This is a genomic window from Streptomyces zinciresistens K42 (assembly GCF_000225525.1).
Classification (GTDB): Bacteria; Actinomycetota; Actinomycetes; order Streptomycetales; family Streptomycetaceae; genus Streptomyces; species Streptomyces zinciresistens.
Genome location: NZ_AGBF01000030.1, coordinates 19289 through 38947 on the forward strand (window position 1 = coordinate 19289; position 19659 = coordinate 38947).

19 protein-coding genes are annotated in these 19659 nt (G+C 73.9%); 13 read left to right on the plus strand and 6 right to left on the minus strand.

Annotation, left to right across the window (positions count from 1 at the left end; translation table 11 throughout):
- Positions 1-139 precede the first annotated feature (139 nt).
- The 5 genes from SZN_RS43475 to SZN_RS12510 all read right to left on the minus strand — a co-directional run bounded on the left by SZN_RS43475 (position 140) and on the right by SZN_RS12510 (position 4007).
- Positions 140-220 (minus strand): Ms5788A family Cys-rich leader peptide, encoded by an 81-nt coding sequence (locus SZN_RS43475; protein ID WP_350751515.1) that lies wholly within the window; start codon positions 218-220, stop codon positions 140-142.
- Between the two features lie 309 nt (positions 221-529).
- Positions 530-1267, minus strand: coding sequence for an LmeA family phospholipid-binding protein (locus SZN_RS12495; RefSeq protein ID WP_007494841.1), 738 nt, complete (start codon positions 1265-1267; stop codon positions 530-532).
- 220 nt (positions 1268-1487) lie between these two features.
- The gene (locus tag SZN_RS12500) at positions 1488-2849 is read right to left on the minus strand and encodes a hypothetical protein (RefSeq protein ID WP_007494842.1); all 1362 of its coding nucleotides are present in this window, start codon (positions 2847-2849) and stop codon (positions 1488-1490) included.
- Positions 2850-2851: 2 nt separating this feature from the next.
- Positions 2852-3106 (minus strand): MoaD/ThiS family protein, encoded by a 255-nt coding sequence (locus tag SZN_RS12505; RefSeq protein ID WP_007494843.1) that lies wholly within the window; start codon positions 3104-3106, stop codon positions 2852-2854.
- Between the two features lie 37 nt (positions 3107-3143).
- Complete coding sequence (locus SZN_RS12510) at positions 3144-4007, minus strand: alpha/beta hydrolase (RefSeq protein ID WP_007494844.1); 864 nt, start codon at positions 4005-4007, stop codon at positions 3144-3146.
- Between the two features lie 171 nt (positions 4008-4178).
- Between SZN_RS12510 and SZN_RS12515 the strand changes: the two genes are divergently transcribed.
- The 6 genes from SZN_RS12515 (at position 4179) to SZN_RS12540 (ending at position 10010) form a co-directional block, all read left to right on the plus strand.
- On the plus strand, positions 4179-4967 hold the full coding sequence (locus SZN_RS12515; RefSeq protein WP_007494845.1) for a winged helix-turn-helix transcriptional regulator: 789 nt from the start codon (positions 4179-4181) through the stop codon (positions 4965-4967).
- A gap of 126 nt (positions 4968-5093) precedes the next feature.
- Complete coding sequence (locus tag SZN_RS12520) at positions 5094-6116, plus strand: LacI family DNA-binding transcriptional regulator (RefSeq protein WP_007494846.1); 1023 nt, start codon at positions 5094-5096, stop codon at positions 6114-6116.
- A 265-nt stretch (positions 6117-6381) separates the two neighbouring features.
- Positions 6382-7509, plus strand: a complete 1128-nt coding sequence (locus SZN_RS12525; protein ID WP_007494847.1) for a S1C family serine protease — start codon at positions 6382-6384, stop codon at positions 7507-7509.
- Positions 7510-7526: 17 nt separating this feature from the next.
- Positions 7527-7715: a hypothetical protein gene (locus SZN_RS12530; RefSeq protein WP_007494848.1), complete on the plus strand. Its 189-nt coding sequence runs from the start codon at positions 7527-7529 to the stop codon at positions 7713-7715.
- A gap of 79 nt (positions 7716-7794) precedes the next feature.
- A complete protein-coding gene (locus tag SZN_RS12535; RefSeq protein WP_007494849.1) occupies positions 7795-8529 on the plus strand; it encodes a response regulator transcription factor in 735 nt (244 codons plus the stop codon).
- Positions 8526-10010: a HAMP domain-containing sensor histidine kinase gene (locus tag SZN_RS12540; protein ID WP_043730257.1), complete on the plus strand. Its 1485-nt coding sequence runs from the start codon at positions 8526-8528 to the stop codon at positions 10008-10010. The genes SZN_RS12535 and SZN_RS12540 overlap by 4 nt, the downstream gene beginning before the upstream one ends.
- Positions 10011-10215: 205 nt before the next feature.
- Here the strand turns inward: SZN_RS12540 and SZN_RS12545 are convergent, their stop codons facing one another.
- Positions 10216-12024 carry a bifunctional metallophosphatase/5'-nucleotidase gene (locus SZN_RS12545; protein ID WP_007494853.1) on the minus strand — a complete coding sequence of 603 codons (1809 nt, stop codon included), beginning with the start codon at positions 12022-12024 and terminating at the stop codon, positions 10216-10218.
- A 145-nt stretch (positions 12025-12169) separates the two neighbouring features.
- Here SZN_RS12545 and mshD point away from each other — a divergent pair, with 145 nt between their 5' ends.
- The 7 genes from mshD to SZN_RS12580 all read left to right on the plus strand — a co-directional run bounded on the left by mshD (position 12170) and on the right by SZN_RS12580 (position 19531).
- Positions 12170-13096 (plus strand): mycothiol synthase, encoded by a 927-nt coding sequence (gene mshD / locus SZN_RS12550; protein WP_007494854.1) that lies wholly within the window; start codon positions 12170-12172, stop codon positions 13094-13096.
- 195 nt (positions 13097-13291) lie between these two features.
- Positions 13292-13678 carry a GntR family transcriptional regulator gene (locus SZN_RS12555; RefSeq protein ID WP_007494856.1) on the plus strand — a complete coding sequence of 129 codons (387 nt, stop codon included), beginning with the start codon at positions 13292-13294 and terminating at the stop codon, positions 13676-13678.
- Positions 13675-14562, plus strand: coding sequence for an ATP-binding cassette domain-containing protein (locus tag SZN_RS12560; RefSeq protein ID WP_007494857.1), 888 nt, complete (start codon positions 13675-13677; stop codon positions 14560-14562). The genes SZN_RS12555 and SZN_RS12560 overlap by 4 nt, the downstream gene beginning before the upstream one ends.
- Complete coding sequence (locus SZN_RS12565) at positions 14559-15548, plus strand: hypothetical protein (protein WP_007494859.1); 990 nt, start codon at positions 14559-14561, stop codon at positions 15546-15548. Before SZN_RS12560 ends, SZN_RS12565 begins: the two co-directional genes overlap by 4 nt.
- A gap of 138 nt (positions 15549-15686) precedes the next feature.
- Positions 15687-18053: an RNA degradosome polyphosphate kinase gene (locus tag SZN_RS12570; RefSeq protein ID WP_208865790.1), complete on the plus strand. Its 2367-nt coding sequence runs from the start codon at positions 15687-15689 to the stop codon at positions 18051-18053.
- Complete coding sequence (locus tag SZN_RS12575) at positions 18034-19077, plus strand: CHAD domain-containing protein (RefSeq protein ID WP_007494864.1); 1044 nt, start codon at positions 18034-18036, stop codon at positions 19075-19077. Before SZN_RS12570 ends, SZN_RS12575 begins: the two co-directional genes overlap by 20 nt.
- Positions 19078-19108: 31 nt before the next feature.
- A complete protein-coding gene (locus SZN_RS12580; RefSeq protein WP_007494866.1) occupies positions 19109-19531 on the plus strand; it encodes an NUDIX hydrolase in 423 nt (140 codons plus the stop codon).
- Positions 19532-19659 lie beyond the last annotated feature (128 nt).

Below are 19659 nucleotides of genomic sequence, written 5' to 3' on the forward strand. Positions count from 1 at the left end.
CTCCGGGGCAGTTGCGGCGGGGCGTGCGGGGGTGCGGGGGTGCGGTCCGCCTCCGGCCGGGTGCCGGGGCGCGCACGGGTGCCCAGGGCAGGGCGGCTGAGAATGCGGGTGGGCCGCCGGCCGGTGCCGGGGCGTCCGCTCAGAAGGGGCGACAGAGCATGGCGGCAACGCGGCACAGGTCGACTGCCCGCCGCTTGGTGAGATCCGCCTGTCGCTTCATGGCATCGATCGTAGGGACGGAGATGCGGGCGTGTCACCGGTGTGTCGCATAGTGAGACGAGATGGTCCGGAATGCGGGAAGAGCGCGGGGGCGAGCCGGGCCCCGCACGGCCTCCGGAGGGGTGTATCGCCGCTCACATCTGCGCTGCGGACGCGGGCGTCTCGCCAGTCGGACACCCGTAGACCGACCCGTAGACCGACGACCTGTAGACCGGTCCGCGGCCCGGCCGCCTCCCGTCCGTGCCCGCCGGCCGGGTCCCGGCCCTCTCCCGGCCGGCGCGCGGCGGGGCCTCGCGGGCCGTCCGCCGTCCTACCCGGCGAGACGGACGCCGGAACCCTTGACCGTGATCTCGACGCCGGCGCGCCCCGCCTGGACCTTGTCGAGCTTGATGCCGCCCGGCAGCCCGTCGATCCGCTGCTCGAAGTCGGTGATGGTGCGGACCCGGGTCTCGGCGATCTGGGCGCCGCCGAACTTCGGCATGGCGTCCGCCTTCACCCGCACGGTGTCGCCCTGGGCGGAGACCGTGCTGAGGACGAAGACGGGGCTCGGCAGCTTGGCGCCGAGGACGGTCGCCTCGACGGCGACCTTGATCTTGCCGTTGCCGCCGTCGGCGAGGCCGACCACGTTCGCGGTGACGCCGGGGGCGACCTGGGTGGGCGCGGACTTCGCGGTCTTCAGCAGCTCGGCGTAGGTGATGGAGGCGGTGCCGGTGGCGGTGGCCGCGGTGGCGGAGCTGAAGTTCCCGGAGAACGCGACGCCCTTCATGCTCGCCGTGAGGTCGTCGATCCGGATCGTCCGGCCCTCGGTGCCGGTGGCGGCCTCGTAGCCGCTGATGCCGACCTCGACGTCGTCCAGCGTGCCGCTCACCACCTGGGTGAGGAAGGGGAAGCCCTTGATGGACACGTCCGGGGCCACCGCGAGGTTCTCGGCGGCCTGGAGCCTGCCGGCCGCCTTGTCCTCGGCGAACCCGACCGCGAGCCGGTCGGCGAGCACGAAGAGGCCCCCGAACATGACGGTGACGATCAGCAGGATCCGTAGGGCGCGCATGTTGTGGTGTTCCCCCCACCTCGGCGGTCATCGGGACGACGCTCGCTCACTGACGACCGGGTGGCCGCCTTGCGCGAGGGTAACCCCGCCGTGACGCACCACCGCCGGATTGTCGATCACCTGTGACGTGACGGACGGTCCCCCGGGCGCGACGGGGGCGAGCCGGGCCCCGCGAGAGGCCAGGCTCGCGGCGCTCCGGCGGCGGCCCGGACGGCCGGGGTCAGCCCAGGGCCCGGCCCAGCAGGTAGGCGACCGGGGCGGTGGCCGCCAGCGGCAGGGCCACCCCCGCCGTGAAGTGGACGAAGCGCGAGGGGTAGTCGTAGCTCGCCGCCCGGTGGCCGGCCAGCGCGGTCACCGCGGCGCCCGCGCCGAGCAGGGCGCCGCCCGCCCCGATGTCCGTCATCAGGCCGACGACGGCTCCCGCTCCCGCGCCCGCGAGCAGCGCCGCCACCGCGGACGCCGGGGCCGGCAGCGGCGCGGCGCGGACCAGCACCGCGAGGCCCACCGCGACCCCGGCGACGCTCACCGCGTCGGCCCCGGCCGCGAGATAGCCCGAGGCGATGATCGTCAGCGCGGCCGAGGCCACCGTCGCCATCAGGCCGTACATCCGCTCGTCCGGGTCCGCGTGCGAGCGGAGCTGGAGCACCAGGGTCAGCAGGACCCAGACGCCCAGGGTGCCGACGATCGCGGCGGGCGAGCGGCCGGAGACCAGCAGCGCGACGTCCGCGGTCAGCCCGCCCGCGAAGGCGAGGGCGATGCCCTGCCGGGCGGGCCACATGCCGTTGAGCCGGAACCATCCCGCCGCGGTCACCGCCTGGAGCGCCACGAGGGGCACCAGCAGGCCGTACGACCCGATCGCCGCTCCCGCCGCGAGCAGCAGGCCCAGCAGCGCGGTGAGCGCGGCCGGCTGGATTCCCGGCTCGATGATCGGCGAGCGGCCCTCCTGCCGGGCCCGCTGGGCGTCGGTGACGCGGGTGTTGCCGGCCAGGGTCGCGGGACCGTAGCCCGGTCCGTCCGCCTCGCCCGGCCCGTGCCCGGCGGCGGGACCCGGCTGCGGCTGCCCGCCCGGGAAGGGCGAGGGTGCGGGCTGCCCGCCCGGGAAGGGCGAGGGCTGCCCGCCCTGCACGGGCGCGTGCGGCGGCTGCGGCTGCCCGCCCCGGAAGGACCCGGGTGCGGGCTGCCCGCCCGGGAAGGGGGTGTACGGGGGCTGCCCGCCCTGCGGAACCCGACCGTGCGGGGCGTGCGGGTACTGACCGGAGCCGTTCCAGCCGTCCGCGCCGTATCCGGCCGCGCTGCCGTAGGGGTCGTGGCCCTGCGGCGGCAGGTAGGCGGTCTCGTCGGCCGCCGGGGCCACCGGCGGCTGCACCTGGGTCTCCCAGGTCTGCCCCTGCCACTGCTGGGTGTACTGCTGGGCGGCCCGCGGGTCCTCGTAGCCCTGCGGGTCCCCGTAGCCCTGCTGCTCCCCGTGGCCCTGCTGCTGAGCGGGCCACTCCTGCGGCGCGGGCCTGCGGTACGGGTCGTACCCGTCGTGCCCGTCGTAGCGGTCGTGCCCGTCGTATCCCTGATACGGCTGGTCGGTCATCGTCACCCTCCTGCGAACGGCGGGAGCACCTCGACCGTGCCGCCGTCGGCCAGCCGTACCGTCTCATGTCCGCGGGTGCCCACGGGGTCGCCGTCGACGAGGAACGAGCACCGCAGCAGGACGCGCGTCAGCTCTCCCGGGTGCCGCGCGCGCACGGAGTCCAGCGCCTCGGCGAGCGTGCCCGCCTCGAACGGCTCCTCGGCCACCCCGGCCGCGGCCTTCGCGGCGGCCCAGTAGCGCACCGTGACCTTTGACATCCGGTCCCTCACTCGTCGGACTGTGTACACGGTCAGGCTAGCCGCCCCGGGCGCGCGCCCAGTCCCCGATACGGGCCAGCAGCTCGTCGCCGGCCGCGTTCTCGGCGTGCCCCATGCCCGGCTCCAGCCAGAGTTCGGCGTGCTCACCGGACGCCTCGGCCAGTGTGCGGGGGTGGTCGAGCGGGAAGTAGCCGTCCCGGTCGCCGTGCACGATGAGCAGCGGTGTGGGCGCGATCAGGGGCACCGCCTGCACCGGGGACATCGGCACCGGGTCCCAGCCGCGGTGGTGGATGCGGGTGCGGAATCCGTAGCGGCCCACCGCCCGGCCCGCGGGCCGGGTCACCATCCAGTGCAGCTTCCGCATGGGCGCGGTGCCCCGGTAGTACCAGCGGGCGGGCGCGCTCACCGACACCACCGCGTCGGTGCGGGCGTCCGGGGAGGCCGGCCCGTCCGGCCGGTACAGCGCCGCGTGCCGCAGCACCACCGAGCCGCCCATGGAGAAGCCGACGGTCACCACGCGCGCGTGCCCGAGGCCGCGGGCCCGGCGCACGGCGGCCGCCAGGTCCAGCACCTCGCGGTCGCCGACGGTGGAGCGCCCGCCGGACGCCCCGTGCCCGCGGAAGGAGAAGGTGACGACGGCGCCGTACCGGGTGAGGACGTCCACCACCCGTCGCACATGCGGCCGGTCCGCGTCGCCGGTGAAGCCGTGCGCGACGACGAACACCAGGTCACCGGAGGGTGGCCGGGAGGCGTCGTGCACGAGCGGACCCGGGTCGTACACGAAATCGATGCGCACGCCGTCGTCGGTGTGCAGGAACGTCCGGAAAGGTGCGCCTCCGGCCGTCTCGGAGTTCGGACGAACCGTGGATCGTGCCACATGACCTGCCGGACCGTTGCCCATGTCGGCTATTCTGCTGGGCAGAGGACTCGGGCGACGTAGCCCCCGGGTCCTTTTGTGCTTTCGGAAGCGTTGTATACGAAGCGGGAAACCGCAGGTGTACGGGGCCTTCGGGATCGCAGAGCAGATCCGTACCGCCCACGTCCTCGCGGGGACCGAGGAGGAACCAGACGTATGAGTTCTCTGCTGCTCCTGACCAACGCCCTCCAGCCCTCGACGGAGGTGCTCCCGGCCCTGGGCCTGCTGCTGCACCACGTGCGCGTGGCCCCGGCCGAGGGCCCCGCCCTCATCGACACCCCGGGCGCCGACGTCATCCTGGTCGACGGCCGCCGCGACCTGCCCCAGGTGCGCAGCCTGTGCCAGCTGCTGCGGTCCACCGGGCCCGGCTGTCCGCTCGTCCTCGTCGTCACCGAGGGCGGCCTCGCCGCCGTGACCGCCGACTGGGGCATAGACGACGTCCTGCTGGACACCGCGGGCCCCGCGGAGGTGGAGGCCCGGCTGCGGCTCGCCATGGGCCGCCAGCAGATCGTCAACGACGACTCCCCGATGGAGATCCGCAACGGCGACCTCTCGGTCGACGAGGCCACCTACAGCGCCAAGCTCAAGGGCCGGGTCCTCGACCTCACCTTCAAGGAGTTCGAGCTCCTGAAGTACCTGGCGCAGCACCCCGGCCGGGTCTTCACCCGGGCCCAGCTGCTCCAGGAGGTCTGGGGCTACGACTACTTCGGGGGCACCCGGACCGTGGACGTGCACGTGCGGCGGCTGCGCGCCAAGCTCGGGCCCGAGCACGAGTCGCTGATCGGCACCGTACGGAACGTCGGTTATCGATTCGTTACGCCGGAGAAGCCGGAGAAGGCGGAGCGCGCCGCCGAGGAGGCGAAGGCCGCGGCGGCCCGTCCGAAACCGGATGTTGCGGACGAGGCGGCTGTTTTGGACGGGGCTGAGGTCCGGGCCGAGGCGTAGAACGGCCCGGCGGACGTCCGGGCGGACCGGGCCCGCGTTGCTTTCGCACAGCGGAGCGGGCCGCGGAGGCCGGACAAGCTCGCGCACGCCCTGCCCACGGCGGGTCCATCCGCGTAGACTCCGCGCGTGGCCAAGGTGACTCGCGATGACGTTGCTCGGCTGGCAGGAACCTCCACTGCCGTCGTCAGCTATGTCATCAACAACGGACCCCGGCCGGTCGCCCCGGCCACGCGCGAGCGCGTTCTCGCCGCGATCAAGGAACTGGGCTACCGGCCCGACCGGGTCGCCCAGGCGATGGCCTCGCGGCGCACGGACCTCATAGGACTGATCGTGCCGGACGCGCGCCAGCCCTTCTTCGGGGAGATGGCGCACGCGGTCGAGTGGGCCGCCGCCGAGCGCGGCAAGATGGTCCTCGTCGGCAACTCCGACTACGTGGCCGAGCGCGAGGTCCACTACCTGCGCGCGTTCCTCGGTATGCGGGTCTCCGGGCTCATCCTCGTCTCCCACGCGCTGAACGACCTGGCCGCCGCCGAGATCGAGGCGTGGGACGCCCGGGTCGTCCTGCTCCACGAGCGGCCCGAGGCCATCGACGACGTCGCCGTCGTCACCGACGACCTCGGCGGCGCCCAGCTCGCCGTACGCCACCTCCTGGAGCACGGCGCCCCGTACGTCGCCTGCATGGGCGGCACCGCCGACACCCCCGCGGTCGGCGACCCGGTCTCCGACCACGTCGAGGGCTGGCGGCGGGCGATGGCCGAGGCCGGGCTCCCCACCGAGGGCCGGCTCTTCGAAGCGCCGTACAACCGCTACGACGCCTACCGCATAGCGCTGGAGATCCTCGCCGGGCCGCGCCGCCCGCCCGCGATCTTCTGCTCCACCGACGACCAGGCGCTCGGCGTGCTGCGCGCCGCGCGCGAGCTGCGCATCGACGTGCCGTCCGAGCTGACCGTCGCCGGGTTCGACGACATCAAGGAGGCGGCGCTGGCGGACCCGCCGCTGACCACGGTCGCCTCCGACCGCTCCGCGATGGCGAGGGCCGCGGTCGACCTCGTCCTCGACGACGGGCTGCGGGTCGCGGGCTCGCGCCGGGAACGCCTGAAGGTCTTCCCGTCCCGGCTGGTCGCCCGCCACTCCTGCGGCTGCGTCTGAGGGTCCCGGCTTCGGCCCCGGCGTCCGCGGGTCCGGCCCACCGTGGCCGAGGGGCTCCGAGAAATTCCGAAGGGTTCCGAAGGGTTCCCAAGGGTTCCGAGGGGTTCCCAAGGGTTCCGAAGGGTTCCGCGCGGGTCGGCTGAAGGTTTCCTGAGAGCCGTCCGCTCACGGCGAGAAGGGCCTTTACATCGGGCATACGGGCTTCTGCCGGGCTTCTCAGCCGGTGCTCAGGAAGCTCTCATGGTCGGGCGACAAGCTCGTTGTCATGACCGAGAGCATCCGCCGCGACGGCGACCACGACACCCCGTACCAGGACGCCCGGCAGCACGCCTCCTCTCCCGTCGACCCCGCCTGGCCCGCCCCGCCGGCCTACCGGCCCTCGGCGCACGGGGCGCCGGACCAGGACCCGGCCGCCCCGGTGCCCGGCACCGCGCCGGGCGGCGCCGGGGACGGCGGAGCTCCCACCTCCCCGCTCGCCGAGCCGACGGCCCGGGAGCCCCGCGGCCGGCGCCGGGGCCGCGGGCCCGTCGCCCTCCTCGCGGCCGTGGCGATCGTCGCCGCGGCGGTCGGCGGCGGCACGGCGTACGGCATACAGGAGCTGACCGGTGACGGTGCCGCGACCGCCGCGAGCTCCACCAGCACCACCGTCGTCCCCTCCAGCCAGCGGGGCACGGTCTCCGGGGTGGCCAAGGCGGTCAGCCCGAGCATCGTCGAGATCAGCGCGGCCTCCAACGCGGGGTCCTCCACCGGCTCCGGCGTGATCATCACCGGCGACGGCGAGATCATCACCAACAACCACGTCGTCTCCGGCGCCTCGCAGGTCAAGGTGCGCACCAGCGACGGCACGTCGTACAGCGCCGAGGTCGTCGGGACCGACAGCGGCAAGGACCTCGCGCTGATCAAGCTCAGCGACGCCTCCGGGCTGCCGACCGCCACGCTCGGCGACTCCTCCGGGGTCCGGGTCGGCGACGAGGTCGTGGCGATCGGCTCGCCCGAGGGCCTGACCGGCACGGTCACCAGCGGCATCGTCTCCGCGCTCGACCGGGACGTGACCGTCTCCACCGGCAAGGGCCAACAGCAGCAACAGCAGCAGGGGCAACAGCAGCAGGGCGGCGGCTGGCCCTTCGAGTTCGGCGGCCGGGAGTTCAACGGCGACACCGGCTCGTCGACGACGACGTACAAGGCGATCCAGACGGACGCGTCGCTGAACCCCGGCAACTCCGGCGGCGCGCTGATCGACATGAACGGCAACATCATCGGCGTCAACTCCGCGATGTACTCGGCCTCCGGCTCGGGCTCCTCCGACGCGGGCAGCGTGGGCCTCGGCTTCGCCATCCCGGTCAACACCGTCAAGGCCGACCTGGCGAAGCTGCGCGGCGGGTCGCGGTCCTGACCCGGAGGGGACACCCCATGAGCAAGCAGCCCGGCCAGGGCGGACCCGGCACCGGGCCCGCCGACGTCACCCTCGCCCTCGCGGTCGCCGGCGCCCTGCACCCCCCGACGGGGACGGCCCGCGCCCCGCGGACGGCGGACGCCCGCCGGACCGGAGCCCGCAAGGGCACCGCGTCCCGCGGCCGCCGCCGGGCCGCCCGCGGCTGAGAAGCGCGGAAACATGCGACGCTGAAGGCGTTCAGCCGCTCAGCCCCCCGTCCCACCGCACCCGAGGAATCCCGAGCCCATGAGCCCCGCCGACGGCGACCGTGACCCCCAGCGCATCCTGATCGTCGACGACGAGCCGGCGGTGCGCGAAGCACTCCAGCGCAGCCTCGCCTTCGAGGGCTACGGCACCGAGGTCGCGGTCGACGGCGCGGACGCCCTGGAGAAGGCCGCGGCCTACCGGCCCGACCTCGTCGTCCTCGACATCCAGATGCCCCGTATGGACGGCCTGACGGCGGCCCGCCGCATCCGCGCCGGCGGCGACACCACCCCGATCCTGATGCTGACGGCCCGCGACACGGTCGGCGACCGCGTCACCGGCCTGGACGCCGGCGCCGACGACTACCTGGTCAAGCCGTTCGAGCTGGACGAGCTGTTCGCGCGGGTCCGCGCGCTGCTGCGGCGCAGCTCCTACACGGCGGGCGGGCCGGTCCCCGCCGACGAGGACGAGGTCCTGACCTTCGCCGACCTGCGCATGAACCTCGCCACCCGCGAGGTGACCCGGGGCGGGCGGCCGGTCGAGCTGACCCGTACGGAGTTCACGCTGCTGGAGATGTTCATGGCGCACCCGCGCCAGGTGCTGACGCGCGAGCAGATCCTGAAGGCGGTGTGGGGCTTCGACTTCGAGCCGTCGTCGAACTCGCTGGACGTGTACGTCATGTACCTGCGCCGCAAGACCGAGGCGGGCGGCGAGCCGCGGCTGGTGCACACGGTGCGCGGGGTGGGGTACGTCCTGCGCCAGGGCGGGGCCGAGTGAGCAGGGTGCTGCGCCGCTTCCGCGCCCTGCCGATCCGGTCCCGGCTGGCGCTGCTGGTGGCGGCGGCGGTGGCGTTCGCGGTGGCGGCGGTCTCGGTGACGTGCTGGTTCCTGGTGCGGGGGAAGCTGTACGACCAGGTCGACGCGGACCTCAGGAAGATGGCGCAGCCCCAGCTGTCCGGGCAGGTTCAGGACCTCCTGGAGGCGTGTCCGCAGAGCGTGCCCGACAAGCAGGCCGCGGGCGGCGGCCTGCGGACCCGGGGCACCTACGTGCAGCTGGTCAAGGGGGACGGCACGCCGTGCGTGTCCTCGACGTCGGCGGGCACCGTCAAGGTCACCGGAGCCGACACCCAGGTGATCAGGAACGCGCCCGGATCGGCCGGCGGGCACACCCTCGAAGGGACGTTCCGCAACGGCACCGACACCGCGGGCAGCGCGGTGCGCGTCTACACCACGCCGCTGGTCGTCAGCCAGGGCCCGCTGAGCCCGGACGAGCTCTACCCGGACACCGCGCTCCTGGTCGCGGTCCCCCTCAAGGGCACCCAGTCCACCCTCAACGACCTCGCGCTGATCCTGCTGCTCGTCTCCGGGGTCGGCGTGGTCGGCGCGGGTGCCGCCGGGCTCGCGGTGGCCCGTGCGGGACTGCGGCCCGTGGACCAGCTCACCGAGGCCGTCGAGCACGTCGCCCGCACCGAGGACCTGAGCGTGCGCATCCCCGTGGAGGAGGAGCGCGACGACGAGGTGGCCCGGCTGTCCCGGTCCTTCAACTCCATGACGTCCGCCCTGGCCAGCTCCCGCGAGCTCCAGCAGCAGCTCATCGCCGACGCCGGCCACGAGCTGCGCACCCCGCTGACCTCGCTGCGGACCAACATCGAACTCCTCACCCGCAGCGAGGAGACCGGCCGCCCGCTGCCCGAGGCGGACCGCAAGGCCCTGCTCGCCTCCGTCAAGGCGCAGATGACCGAACTGGCCGCCCTGATCGGCGACCTCCAGGAGCTGTCCCGCTCGGCGGGGCAGCGCGGGGAGCGCGTCCAGGTGGTCCCGCTGGAGGACACCGTCGGCGCGGCCCTGCGCCGCGCCCGGCTGCGCGGCCCGGAGCTGACGATCACCGCCGACCTGCGGCCCTGGTACGTCCGGGGCGAACCGGCGGCGCTGGAACGCGCGGTGGTCAACATCCTCGACAACGCGGTCAAGTTCAGCCCCGAGGGGGGCGTCGTCGACGTACGGCTGGCCGAGGGCGTGCTGAGCGTGCGCGACCGCGGCCCCGGCATCCCGGCGGACGAACTGCCCCACGTCTTCGACCGCTTCTGGCGGTCGCCCAGCGCCCGCGCGCTGCCCGGGTCGGGCCTGGGCCTGTCGATCGTGGCCCGCACCGTCGAGCAGGCGGGCGGCTCCGTCGCGCTGGCGCCCGCGGAGGGCGGCGGCACGGTGGCGACCGTACGGCTGCCGGGCGCGGCCGCCCCGCCGCCGGAGACGCCCTGAGCGGGGCGGCGGGGACGGGGACGGCCGCCTGGTGTCGTCCTTGAACGCCGGACCGGCACGAGGAACCGGTCAGGCGGACCCCCGTCCGGCCTGACCGGTTCCTCTCAGCGGCTCACCCGGGGGTGACCGGGTACCACCAGTGGCGCGGCCAGGAGGGCGGGCCGGACGCCGTGAGCCGGTGAACCTTCCCCGTCACGCCCTAGCGCTAGCGCACGACGGTGATGCGGTCGGCCGCCGGCGGTGCGATCGGGTTCGCCGCCGAGGAGTTGGCCGTCAGGTAGTCCGCGAGGACGGACAGGTCGTCGGTGCCGACCAGGTCGTTCGTGCCCTGGCCCAGCGTGGTGAAGCCGTCGCCGCCGCCCGCGAGGAAGTTGTTGGTGGCGACCCGGTAACTGGCGGCCGGGTCGATCGCCGCGCCGTTCAGCCTGATCGAGTCCGTGACCACACGGTCGGCGCCCGACTTGGTCAGGTCCAGCGTGTACGTCAGGCCCGAGGAGATCTGAAGGACCTTGGGCGACGCCGCGTTCACGCCGCTGACCTGCTCCTTGAGCACCTGGATCAGCTGCGCGCCGGTGAGGTTCTGGAGGTTCACGGTGTTGGCGAACGGCTGGACCGTGAAGCCCTCGGCGTAGGTCACCACTCCGTCGCCCTCGGTGCCCTTGGCCGTGTAGGTCAGGGGCGCGCGGATGCCGCCGGGGTTCATCAGCGCCAGGTCCGTCTCCGGGTCGAGTTTCCTGCCGTAGGCGAACTGGGCGTCGGCGATGAGGTCACCGAGCGGGGACTCCGTACCGGTGTTGGAGATGTCGGCCGAGACATAGCCGATCGGGCGGTTGCCGACGGGCGCGGCGAGGGCGTTCCACCGGGAGATCAGCTGCGTCATGTCGGGCGCCTTGGGGACGTCCCGGCTGACCACGCGGTTGGTGGACTTCACGGCCGTCCGCGCGATGTCCCCGGTGTAGCGGTCGTACTTCAGCGTCGTGTCGGTGAAGAGCCGGCCGAAGGACGCCGCCGAGGTGACCGTGCGGGGGTTGCCCGCCGGGTCGTTGATCGTGCAGGAGTAGGCGTTGTGCGTGTGGCCGGTGACCAGCGCATCGACCTGGGGCGTGACGTTCTTGGCGATGTCGACGATCGGCCCGGAGACGCCGCCGCCCGGACCCGAGGCGTTGCAGTCGTAGTTGTACGACGGCGAGGCCGGCGTGCCGCCCTCGTGGAGCAGCGCGACGATCGACTTCACGCCCTGGCGCTGGAGCTCCTTGGCGTACTTGTTGATCGTCTCGACCTCGTCCTTGAACTTCAGGCCCTTGACGCCGTCGGCGGAGACGACGCCGGGCGTGTCCTCCAGGGTGACGCCGATGAAGCCGATCTTGACGTCCTTCTTCCGCCAGACCCAGTAGGGCTTGAGGATCGGCTTGCCGGTCTTCTCGTCGAGGGTGTTCGCGGCGAGGTAGGGGAAGTCGGCGCCCTGGAACTTCTTGTCGGTGAAGCAGCCCTCGGTGGGGTGGCAGCCGCCGTTCTGCAGGCGGGTCAGCTCCTGGCGGCCCTCGTCGAACTCGTGGTTGCCGACGGAGGAGACGTCGAGGTCGAGCTTGTTCAGCGCCTCGACGGTGGGCTCGTCCTTGAAGAGACCGGAGACCAGCGGCGAGGCGCCGACCAGGTCGCCGGTGGCGGCGGTGACGGAGTACTCCTTGCCCGCGCGGGCCTGCCGCAGGTGGGTGGCGAGGTACTCGGCGCCGCCCGCGTCGACGGTCTTCGCCGTGCCGTCCGCCTGGAGTTCGCTGACCCGTCCCGCGGAGCCGGCCGGCGGCTCCAGGTTGCCGTGCAGGTCGTTGAACGACAGCAGCTGGACGTCCTGGTAGCGGCTGGGCAGGTGCCCGTGGCCGCCGTGGCCCTTGCCGGTGGACGCGGTGGCGGGCAGCGCGGCGGCCAGCGCGCCCGCGGTGGCGAGCGCGGCGGTCGTCGCGACCAGCGCGTATGTGCGGCGTCTGCGGTGCGGTCGGTGGGATGTGGCTGACATCCGCCCCCCTGTGGGTCGTGAGTGGCATGGACTCGTCGGGCCGCAGCCTAGAGTCAACGCGCGTAGCGGGACAGGGGGTTCCGGGTTACACCTTGGTTGCTTCTCTGCCGGGACTTTGTCCCTGACGCCCCTTAGGCTCATACGCATGACCAGCGACGACGCCGCACGCTCCGCCCCCTCCCGGGCCATCGGGACCCACTCCGCGCTCTCCCCCGAGCAGACCGAGGCCGTCCTCGAACTGCTCGCGCAGGCCGCCCGGAACGACGGGCAGCAGGCGGTGTCCGAGCAGGGCAGGCTCCAGCTGCGCGGCGGCGAGCGCCCCGGCGTCTCCCATCTGCTGCTGACGGTGGCCGGCGAACTCGTGGGCTACGCGCAACTGGAGGACACCGACCCGGTGGAGGCGCCCGCCGCCGAACTGGTCGTCCACCCCTCGCACCGCGGCCACGGCCACGGCCGCGCGCTGGGTTCGGCCCTGCTCGCCGCGTCCGGCAAGCGGCTGCGGGTGTGGGCCCACGGCGGCCACTCGGCCGCCCGCCATCTCGCACAGGTGCTCGGTCTCACGCTGTTCCGCGAACTGCGCCAGATGCGGCGCCCGTTGGGCGACCTGGACCTGCCCGACCCGGTGCTCCCCGAGGGTGTCGCGGTCCGCGCCTTCGTGCCCGGCCGGGACGACGCGGCCTGGCTCGCGGTCAACGCCGCCGCCTTCGCGCACCACCCGGAACAGGGCTCGCTGGCCCAGCGCGACCTGGACGACCGCAAGGCCGAGCCCTGGTTCGACCCGGCGGGCTTCTTCCTCGCGGAGCGCGACGGCGAACTCGTCGGCTTCCACTGGACGAAGGTCCACGCGGAGGAGGGCCTCGGCGAGGTCTACGTCCTCGGGGTCCGGCCGGGCGCCCAGGGCGGCGGCCTCGGCAAGGCCCTGACGACCACCGGTCTGCGCCATCTCGCGGCGCAGGGCCTGCCGACGGCGATGCTCTACGTCGACGCCGACAACAAGGCGGCGGTGTCGGTCTACGAGCGGCTGGGCTTCACGACGTACGAGACGGACCTGATGTACCGCACGGAGACATGACCCGACCGCAGCACCCCGCCCCCACCCGGGCCCGGCTCCCCGCACACGGGACCGGGCCCGTCCGTCGTTCAGGGGCCCGGGGTCCGCCGCGCCTGAGCCGTCCCCGGCGGCACTCGGAGTCGGAGCACTCTTGACTTTCGACCATCCCCTGCACCACCCTTTCACTACTTAATTAGCGAAAGGGTGGTGCAGGGGATGGTCGAGTTCCGCATCGACCGGCGTTCCGGCGTCGCCACCTACGTGCAGATCGTCCGGCAGACCAAGCAGGCGCTGCGCCTGGGGCTGCTGGAGCCCGGGGACAAGCTGCCCACGGCCCGCGAGGTCGTCGAGGCGACGGCCATCAACCCCAACACCGTCCTGAAGGCCTACCGCGAGCTGGAGCGCGAGGGCCTGGTCGAGGCGCGGCGGGGGCTCGGCACGTTCGTGCGGCGGGGGCTGAACACCGCGCCCTCCGACTCGCCGCTGCGCACCGAGCTGGAGGCATGGGCCGTACGGGCCCGCGCGGCCGGGCTGGACCGCGACGACGTGGACGCTCTGTTCACTTCGGTACTGGACACGCACTTCGAGGGGGACCCGTCATGACCGAGACCGCCATCGAGGCGGCCGCGCTGGGCAGGAGCTTCGGCCGGCGGCGCAGGCCGGCGCTGGACGGCTGCGCCTTCCGGCTCCCGGCCGGCAGCGTGTGCGCCCTCGTCGGGCCCAACGGCGCCGGCAAGTCGACCCTGCTGGCGCTGGCCGCCGGACTGCTGCCGGTGGGCGAGGGCGCCCTCACCGTCCTCGGGGGCACCCCCGCGGCGGCCCGCGAGCGGGTGGGGTACGTCGCCCAGGACAAGCCCCTGCACCCCCACCTCACCGTGGGCGAGACCCTGCGCTTCGGCCGCGAGCTCAACCCCCGCCGCTGGGACGCGCGGGCCGCCGAACGCGTCGTCGACGAGGGCGCGCTCGACCGGGGCACGAAGATCCGCGCCCTCTCGGGCGGCCGGCGCACCCTGGTCGCCCTCGCGCTGGCCCTCGGCAAGCGCCCCGAACTGCTGCTCCTGGACGAGCCGATGGCCGATCTCGACCCGCTGGCCCGGCACCGGCTGACGGCCACGCTCATGGCGGACGCGGCCGAGCACGGCACCACGGTGGTCATGTCCTCGCACGTCGTGGCCGAACTGGACGGCTGCTGCGACCATCTGCTGCTGCTCGGCGCCGGCCGGGTCCGGCTCGCCGGCCCGCTGGACGACCTGCTCGCCGCGCACCGCCTGGTCACCGGCCGGGCCGACGCGTCCCTGGCCCCGCACACCGTGGTCGAGTCCCGTACGACGGGCCGTCAACTGACCGCGCTCGTACGGCCCGAGGGCCCCCTCGGCGAAGACGTGCAGTCCGCCGCCCCGACCCTGGAGGAACTGGTCCTGGCACATCTGCGCGCCCCGCACGCGGCCGCGCTGCGCCTCGGCGGAACGCGGGAGGTCGCCGTATGACCGCGGTCACGGCCGAGAGGCCCGAGGCCGCCGCACCCGCCCCGGGACCGCGCGCCCTGGTCCGGACGGTCCTGCTGGTGCACCGCTCGGCGCTGTGGTTCTGGGCGATGCTCGTGGCCGTCGGCGCCGGCTGCATGCTGTGGGCCACGGGACCGGGCGCGGACGCGGCATGGGCGGAGTACCGGGCCATGGGGTGCTTCTCCGACCAGCCGTCCCTGGGCTGCGACATGCCGGGCCTCGCGGCCGGCCGCTACGACACCGTCGCGTCCTTCGGCTCCGCGATCCTCGGGCTCACCCCCTTCCTCGCGGCGGCCTGGGCCGGCGGGGTGCTCGTCGGGCGCGAGCTGGAGAACGGCACCGCACGGCTCGCCTGGACCCAGTCGGTCACCCCGGCCCGCTGGCTGGCCGCCAAGCTCGCCCTCCCGGCCGTCCTGCTCACCGGCGGCACGCTCCTCCTCACGCTGCTGCACCGCGTGATGTGGGCGTCCGACGGCCGGCTGTGGGCGACGATCGGCTCGCGGCAGTGGTACCAGAGCTACGTCTTCGAGGCCAACGGCACCCTCGCCACGGCGTACGCCCTGCTCGGCCTCGCCGTCGGCGCACTCGCCGGACTGCTCCTGGGCCGGACCGTCTCCGCGCTCGGCACGGCCGTCGTCGCCCTGGCCGCGCTGCTGTCCGCGCTCTCCTGGCTGCGCCCCTTCCTGTGGCCCGCCAGGACACTCGTCGCCGAGGACGGGTACCCGCCTTACCCGGGCCCGGTCGTGGACGAGGGCGCCGTCACCGCCACCGGCGCCCGCGTCGCCGACCCCCTGTGCGGGGACAGTGCCCGGTGCCTCGCCGACACGGGCGTCACCGGCTACTACCGCGACTACCACCCCTCCGCGCACTTCTGGCCGCTCCAGCTCGTGGAGACCGGCATCGTGCTCGCCCTCACCGCCGCCGCGACGCTCGCCGCGTTCCGGATGCTGCGCCGCCGCCTCCCGTAGACCGCCCCGCACGTCCCTCCACGGGGGGAGGGACGTGCGCCGCGCGGCCGGGGTCCGACGTGTGCGGGCCGCCCCCCGATATCCCGCACGCCATGTCTCCGTAACCAGCGGTTCAGACGGGCTTGCGAGGCTCAGCCAATGACGCCCGCCGTGCCAGAGGCCTCGCCGCCCCCGGAGGGGAACGCGAGGTACGGGGACGTACGACGCCTCCCCGCGACGCTCCCTTCCGCGCGTTCCGACGCGCCTGTACGGCTCGATGCGCGGAACAATGGGCGTATGAGCCAGTCCTCGAACGCCCAGGCCCAGCACGCGCAGCCCTCCGTGGGCTCCATAGCGGCCCACCGCCCGCACACGGTCACCTCGGCGGTCGTCTCCGACCTGGAGCCCGACATCGACGCCGATCTCGACGCGTACGAGGTGTCCCAGGAGGGCGCCCAACTGCCCCACGGCCGGTTCCTGGACCGCGAGCGCAGCTGGCTCGCCTTCAACGAGCGGGTGCTGGAACTCGCCGAGGACCCCGAGACCCCCCTCCTCGAACGGGCGAACTTCCTGGCCATCTTCGCCAGCAACCTGGACGAGTTCTTCATGGTCCGGGTGGCCGGGCTGAAGCGCCGGATCGCGACCGGCGTCGCCACCCGGTCGGCCTCCGGCCTCCAGCCCCGCGAGGTGCTGGAGATGATCTGGGCCCGCTCCCGCGAGCTGATGGCCCGGCACGCCGCCTGCTACCACGAGGACGTCGCGCCCGCCCTGGCGGAGGAGGGCATCCACCTGGTCCGCTGGAACGAGCTGACGGAGAAGGAGCAGGCCCGCCTGTTCACCCTGTTCCGGCACCAGATCTTCCCCGTGCTGACCCCGCTGGCCGTCGACCCGGCGCATCCGTTCCCGTACATCTCCGGCCTCTCGCTGAACCTGGCCGTACGGGTCCGCAACCCCGTCACCGGCACCCCGCACTTCGCCCGGGTGAAGGTGCCGCCGCTGCTCTCCCGCTTCCTGGAGGCCTCGCCCGGCCGGTACGTCCCGCTGGAGGACGTCATCGCCGCGCACCTGGAGGAGCTGTTCCCGGGCATGGAGGTGCTGGAGCACCACGCCTTCCGGGTGACCCGCAACGAGGACCTGGAGGTCGAGGAGGACGACGCCGAGAACCTCCTCCAGGCGCTGGAGAAGGAGCTGATGCGGCGGCGTTTCGGGCCGCCGGTCCGGCTGGAGGTCGAGGAGAGCATCAACCAGGAGGTCCTGGACCTGCTGGTGCGCGAGCTGAAGATCAGCGAGGCCGAGGTCTACCCCCTGACCGGCCCCCTGGACCTCACCGGCCTCTTCCGCATCGCCTCCATCGACCGGCCCGAGCTGAAGTACCGCAAGTTCGTCGCCGGCACCCACCGCGAGCTCGCCGAGGTCGAGTCGGCCTCCGCGCCCGACATATTCGCCGCGCTGCGCAACCGGGACGTGCTGCTGCACCACCCGTACGACTCCTTCTCGACCTCCGTGCAGGCGTTCCTGGAGCAGGCGGCGGACGACCCGGACGTCCTCGCGATCAAGCAGACGCTGTACCGGACCTCCGGCGACTCCCCCATAGTCAACGCGCTCATCGACGCCGCCGAGGCCGGCAAGCAGGTCCTGGTGCTGGTCGAGATCAAGGCCCGCTTCGACGAGCACGCCAACATCAAGTGGGCGCGCAAGCTGGAGGAGGCCGGCTGCCACGTCGTCTACGGCCTCGTCGGGCTCAAGACGCACTGCAAGCTGTCGCTGGTGGTCCGCCAGGAGGGCGAGACCCTGCGCCGCTACAGCCACGTCGGCACCGGCAACTACCACCCGAAGACGGCCCGGCTCTACGAGGACCTGGGCCTGCTGACGGCCGACCCGCAGGTGGGCGCGGACCTGTCCGACCTGTTCAACCGGCTGTCCGGCTACTCCCGCCGGGAGACCTACCGGCGGCTGCTGGTCGCGCCCAAGTCACTGCGCGACGGCCTGATCTCGCGGATCGACAAGGAGGTCCAGCACCACCGTGCCGGGCGCCCGGCCTACATCCGCATCAAGGTCAACTCCATCGTCGACGAGGCGCTCATCGACGCCTGCTACGGCGCGTCCCAGGCGGGCGTGCCGGTCGACATCTGGGTCCGCGGCATCTGCGCGGTCCGCCCCGGCGTGGCCGGACTGTCGGAGAACGTCCGCGTCCGCTCCGTCCTCGGCCGCTTCCTGGAGCACTCCCGGGTCTTCGCCTTCGGCAACGGCGGCGAGCCCGAGGTGTGGATCGGCAGCGCCGACATGATGCACCGCAACCTCGACCGCCGTATCGAAGCCCTGGTCAGGGTCACCGACCCGGCCCACCGCGCCGCGCTGAACCGGTTCCTGGAAACCGGGATGTCCGACACCACCGCGTCCTGGCACCTCGGCCCGGACGGCGAGTGGACCCGGCACGCGACGGACGCGGAGGGTCAGCCCCTGCGCAACGTCCAGGAGATGCTCATAGACGCCCGGAGGCGCAGGCGTGGCTCAGCAACACCTTGACCCGACGGACCCGGCGGCCGGGGACGCGACGGGGGACGCCCTCGCGGGCTACCTGCGCGCCCGCGCCACCGAGTTCCTCCGCGCGCTGCGCCTGCACCGGGAGTCCGGTGCGGGCGCGGGCAACGGCTCGGAGGAGACCGTCGACGCGGCGCGGGCGCTGCGGCGCTCGGCCCGCCGCATCAGCGGCAGCCTGCACACGTTCCGCCCCCTGCTGGACGCCGACTGGTCGGAGGCCATCCGTCCCGAACTGGCCTGGCTCTCGGGCACGCTGGCGATGGAGCACGCCTGCGCCGCCCGCCTGGAACGCCTGCTGCTGGCCCTGCACCGGCTGTCCGGCGCACCGGTCCTGCCGGCCCAGTCGACGGGAGCGGGGCCCCGGCACGCCGTCGCGGGCGCCGAGCGCGCCAGCCTCACGGTGGGCGCGGCCAAGGCGGGCGCCCTGCTGGACCGGCAGCTCACCCTGGCCAGGACCCGCGCGCACAGCACGGCCCTCCAGGCGCTCGGCTCCTCCCGCTTCCACGCGGTGGCCGACGGCATCGCCGTCCTGGCCAGCGAGGTCCCGCTCGTCCCGGCCGCCGCGGGGACCGGTCTGCGGCCGCTCGCCGCGGCGGCCGGGGAGCGCCTCGACGACGCGGTCACCGCACTGCCGCTGGTCACCGCCGGCCACCCGTACAACGCGGAGGCCCTGATCCACGGCCTCTCCCCGGACCCGTCCCCGCACCCCCAGGACGCGCCCTGGCACCAGGTACGGCTGCTGCTGCGCCTGCACCGCTACGCCCGCGAGGTCCTGCACGGCGGCGGCCCGCCGGACGTACGGCTGCTGGGGGCCGGCCGGGCCCTGGACCGGCACCGGGACGCCTCGGAGGCGGCGACGGCCGCGGCCCAGGCGGCCCGCACCCCGCGCATCGCCCCGGCCACGGCGTACGCCCTCGGCGTGCTGCACGCCGACCAGCGGCACGAGGTGGAGGCGGCGCGGTTCGCCTTCCAGCAGTCCTGGCAGCAGCAGACGGTGGGCACGCCCTGACGGCGGGCATCCGCGAAGGAGGCACACCCCGGTGACAGACCCCGACGACCTCACCGTCCAGGCCGCCGGCTGCGTCCTGTGGCGCCGCTCGACGGTCGCCGGAGAGCTGGAGATCTGCCTGGTCCACCGGCCGAAATACGATGATTGGTCCCACCCCAAGGGCAAGCTCAAGCGCGGTGAGGACGCTCTCGTGGGCGCGCTGCGCGAGGTCGCCGAGGAGACGGGGCACCACGCGCGGCCGGGGGCCGAGCTGCCGGCGACGCACTACGAGGCCGACGGCCGCCCCAAGCGGGTGCGTTACTGGGCGGCCGAGGCGGGGCCCGGCGCCTTCGCGCCGAACGCCGAGGTGGACCGGTTGCTGTGGCTCTCGCCCCGGGACGCGCGGCTGCGGCTGACCCAGCCGCGGGACCGGGAGCTGGTGGACGCCCTCCTCGACGCGCTGCACCGGACCTGAACGGCCGGTGAGAACGGGTGAGGCGGGTGAAGCGGGTGAGGCGGGTGAAGTCCGGGCGCGGGGGCGCAACCGCGGGGGGCCTTTCGGCGATAGACAGGCGTGGGGCCTTTCGGAGCGCCTCGCGTGCG

Excerpts from the sequence above, each read along its gene's own strand:
- SZN_RS43475 (WP_350751515.1), bottom strand. The coding sequence starts at position 220 with ATGAAGCGACAGGCGGATCTCACCAAGCGGCGGGCAGTCGACCTGTGC.
- SZN_RS12495 (WP_007494841.1), bottom strand. The coding sequence starts at position 1,267 with ATGCGCGCCCTACGGATCCTGCTGATCGTCACCGTCATGTTCGGGGGC.
- SZN_RS12500 (WP_007494842.1), bottom strand. The coding sequence starts at position 2,849 with ATGACCGACCAGCCGTATCAGGGATACGACGGGCACGACCGCTACGAC.
- SZN_RS12505 (WP_007494843.1), bottom strand. The coding sequence starts at position 3,106 with ATGTCAAAGGTCACGGTGCGCTACTGGGCCGCCGCGAAGGCCGCGGCC.
- SZN_RS12510 (WP_007494844.1), bottom strand. The coding sequence starts at position 4,007 with ATGGGCAACGGTCCGGCAGGTCATGTGGCACGATCCACGGTTCGTCCG.
- SZN_RS12515 (WP_007494845.1), top strand. The coding sequence starts at position 4,179 with ATGAGTTCTCTGCTGCTCCTGACCAACGCCCTCCAGCCCTCGACGGAG.
- SZN_RS12525 (WP_007494847.1), top strand. The coding sequence starts at position 6,382 with ATGACCGAGAGCATCCGCCGCGACGGCGACCACGACACCCCGTACCAG.
- SZN_RS12530 (WP_007494848.1), top strand. The coding sequence starts at position 7,527 with ATGAGCAAGCAGCCCGGCCAGGGCGGACCCGGCACCGGGCCCGCCGAC.
- SZN_RS12535 (WP_007494849.1), top strand. The coding sequence starts at position 7,795 with ATGAGCCCCGCCGACGGCGACCGTGACCCCCAGCGCATCCTGATCGTC.
- SZN_RS12545 (WP_007494853.1), bottom strand. The coding sequence starts at position 12,024 with ATGTCAGCCACATCCCACCGACCGCACCGCAGACGCCGCACATACGCG.
- mshD (WP_007494854.1), top strand. The coding sequence starts at position 12,170 with ATGACCAGCGACGACGCCGCACGCTCCGCCCCCTCCCGGGCCATCGGG.
- SZN_RS12555 (WP_007494856.1), top strand. The coding sequence starts at position 13,292 with ATGGTCGAGTTCCGCATCGACCGGCGTTCCGGCGTCGCCACCTACGTG.
- SZN_RS12560 (WP_007494857.1), top strand. The coding sequence starts at position 13,675 with ATGACCGAGACCGCCATCGAGGCGGCCGCGCTGGGCAGGAGCTTCGGC.
- SZN_RS12565 (WP_007494859.1), top strand. The coding sequence starts at position 14,559 with ATGACCGCGGTCACGGCCGAGAGGCCCGAGGCCGCCGCACCCGCCCCG.
- SZN_RS12570 (WP_208865790.1), top strand. The coding sequence starts at position 15,687 with ATGACGCCCGCCGTGCCAGAGGCCTCGCCGCCCCCGGAGGGGAACGCG.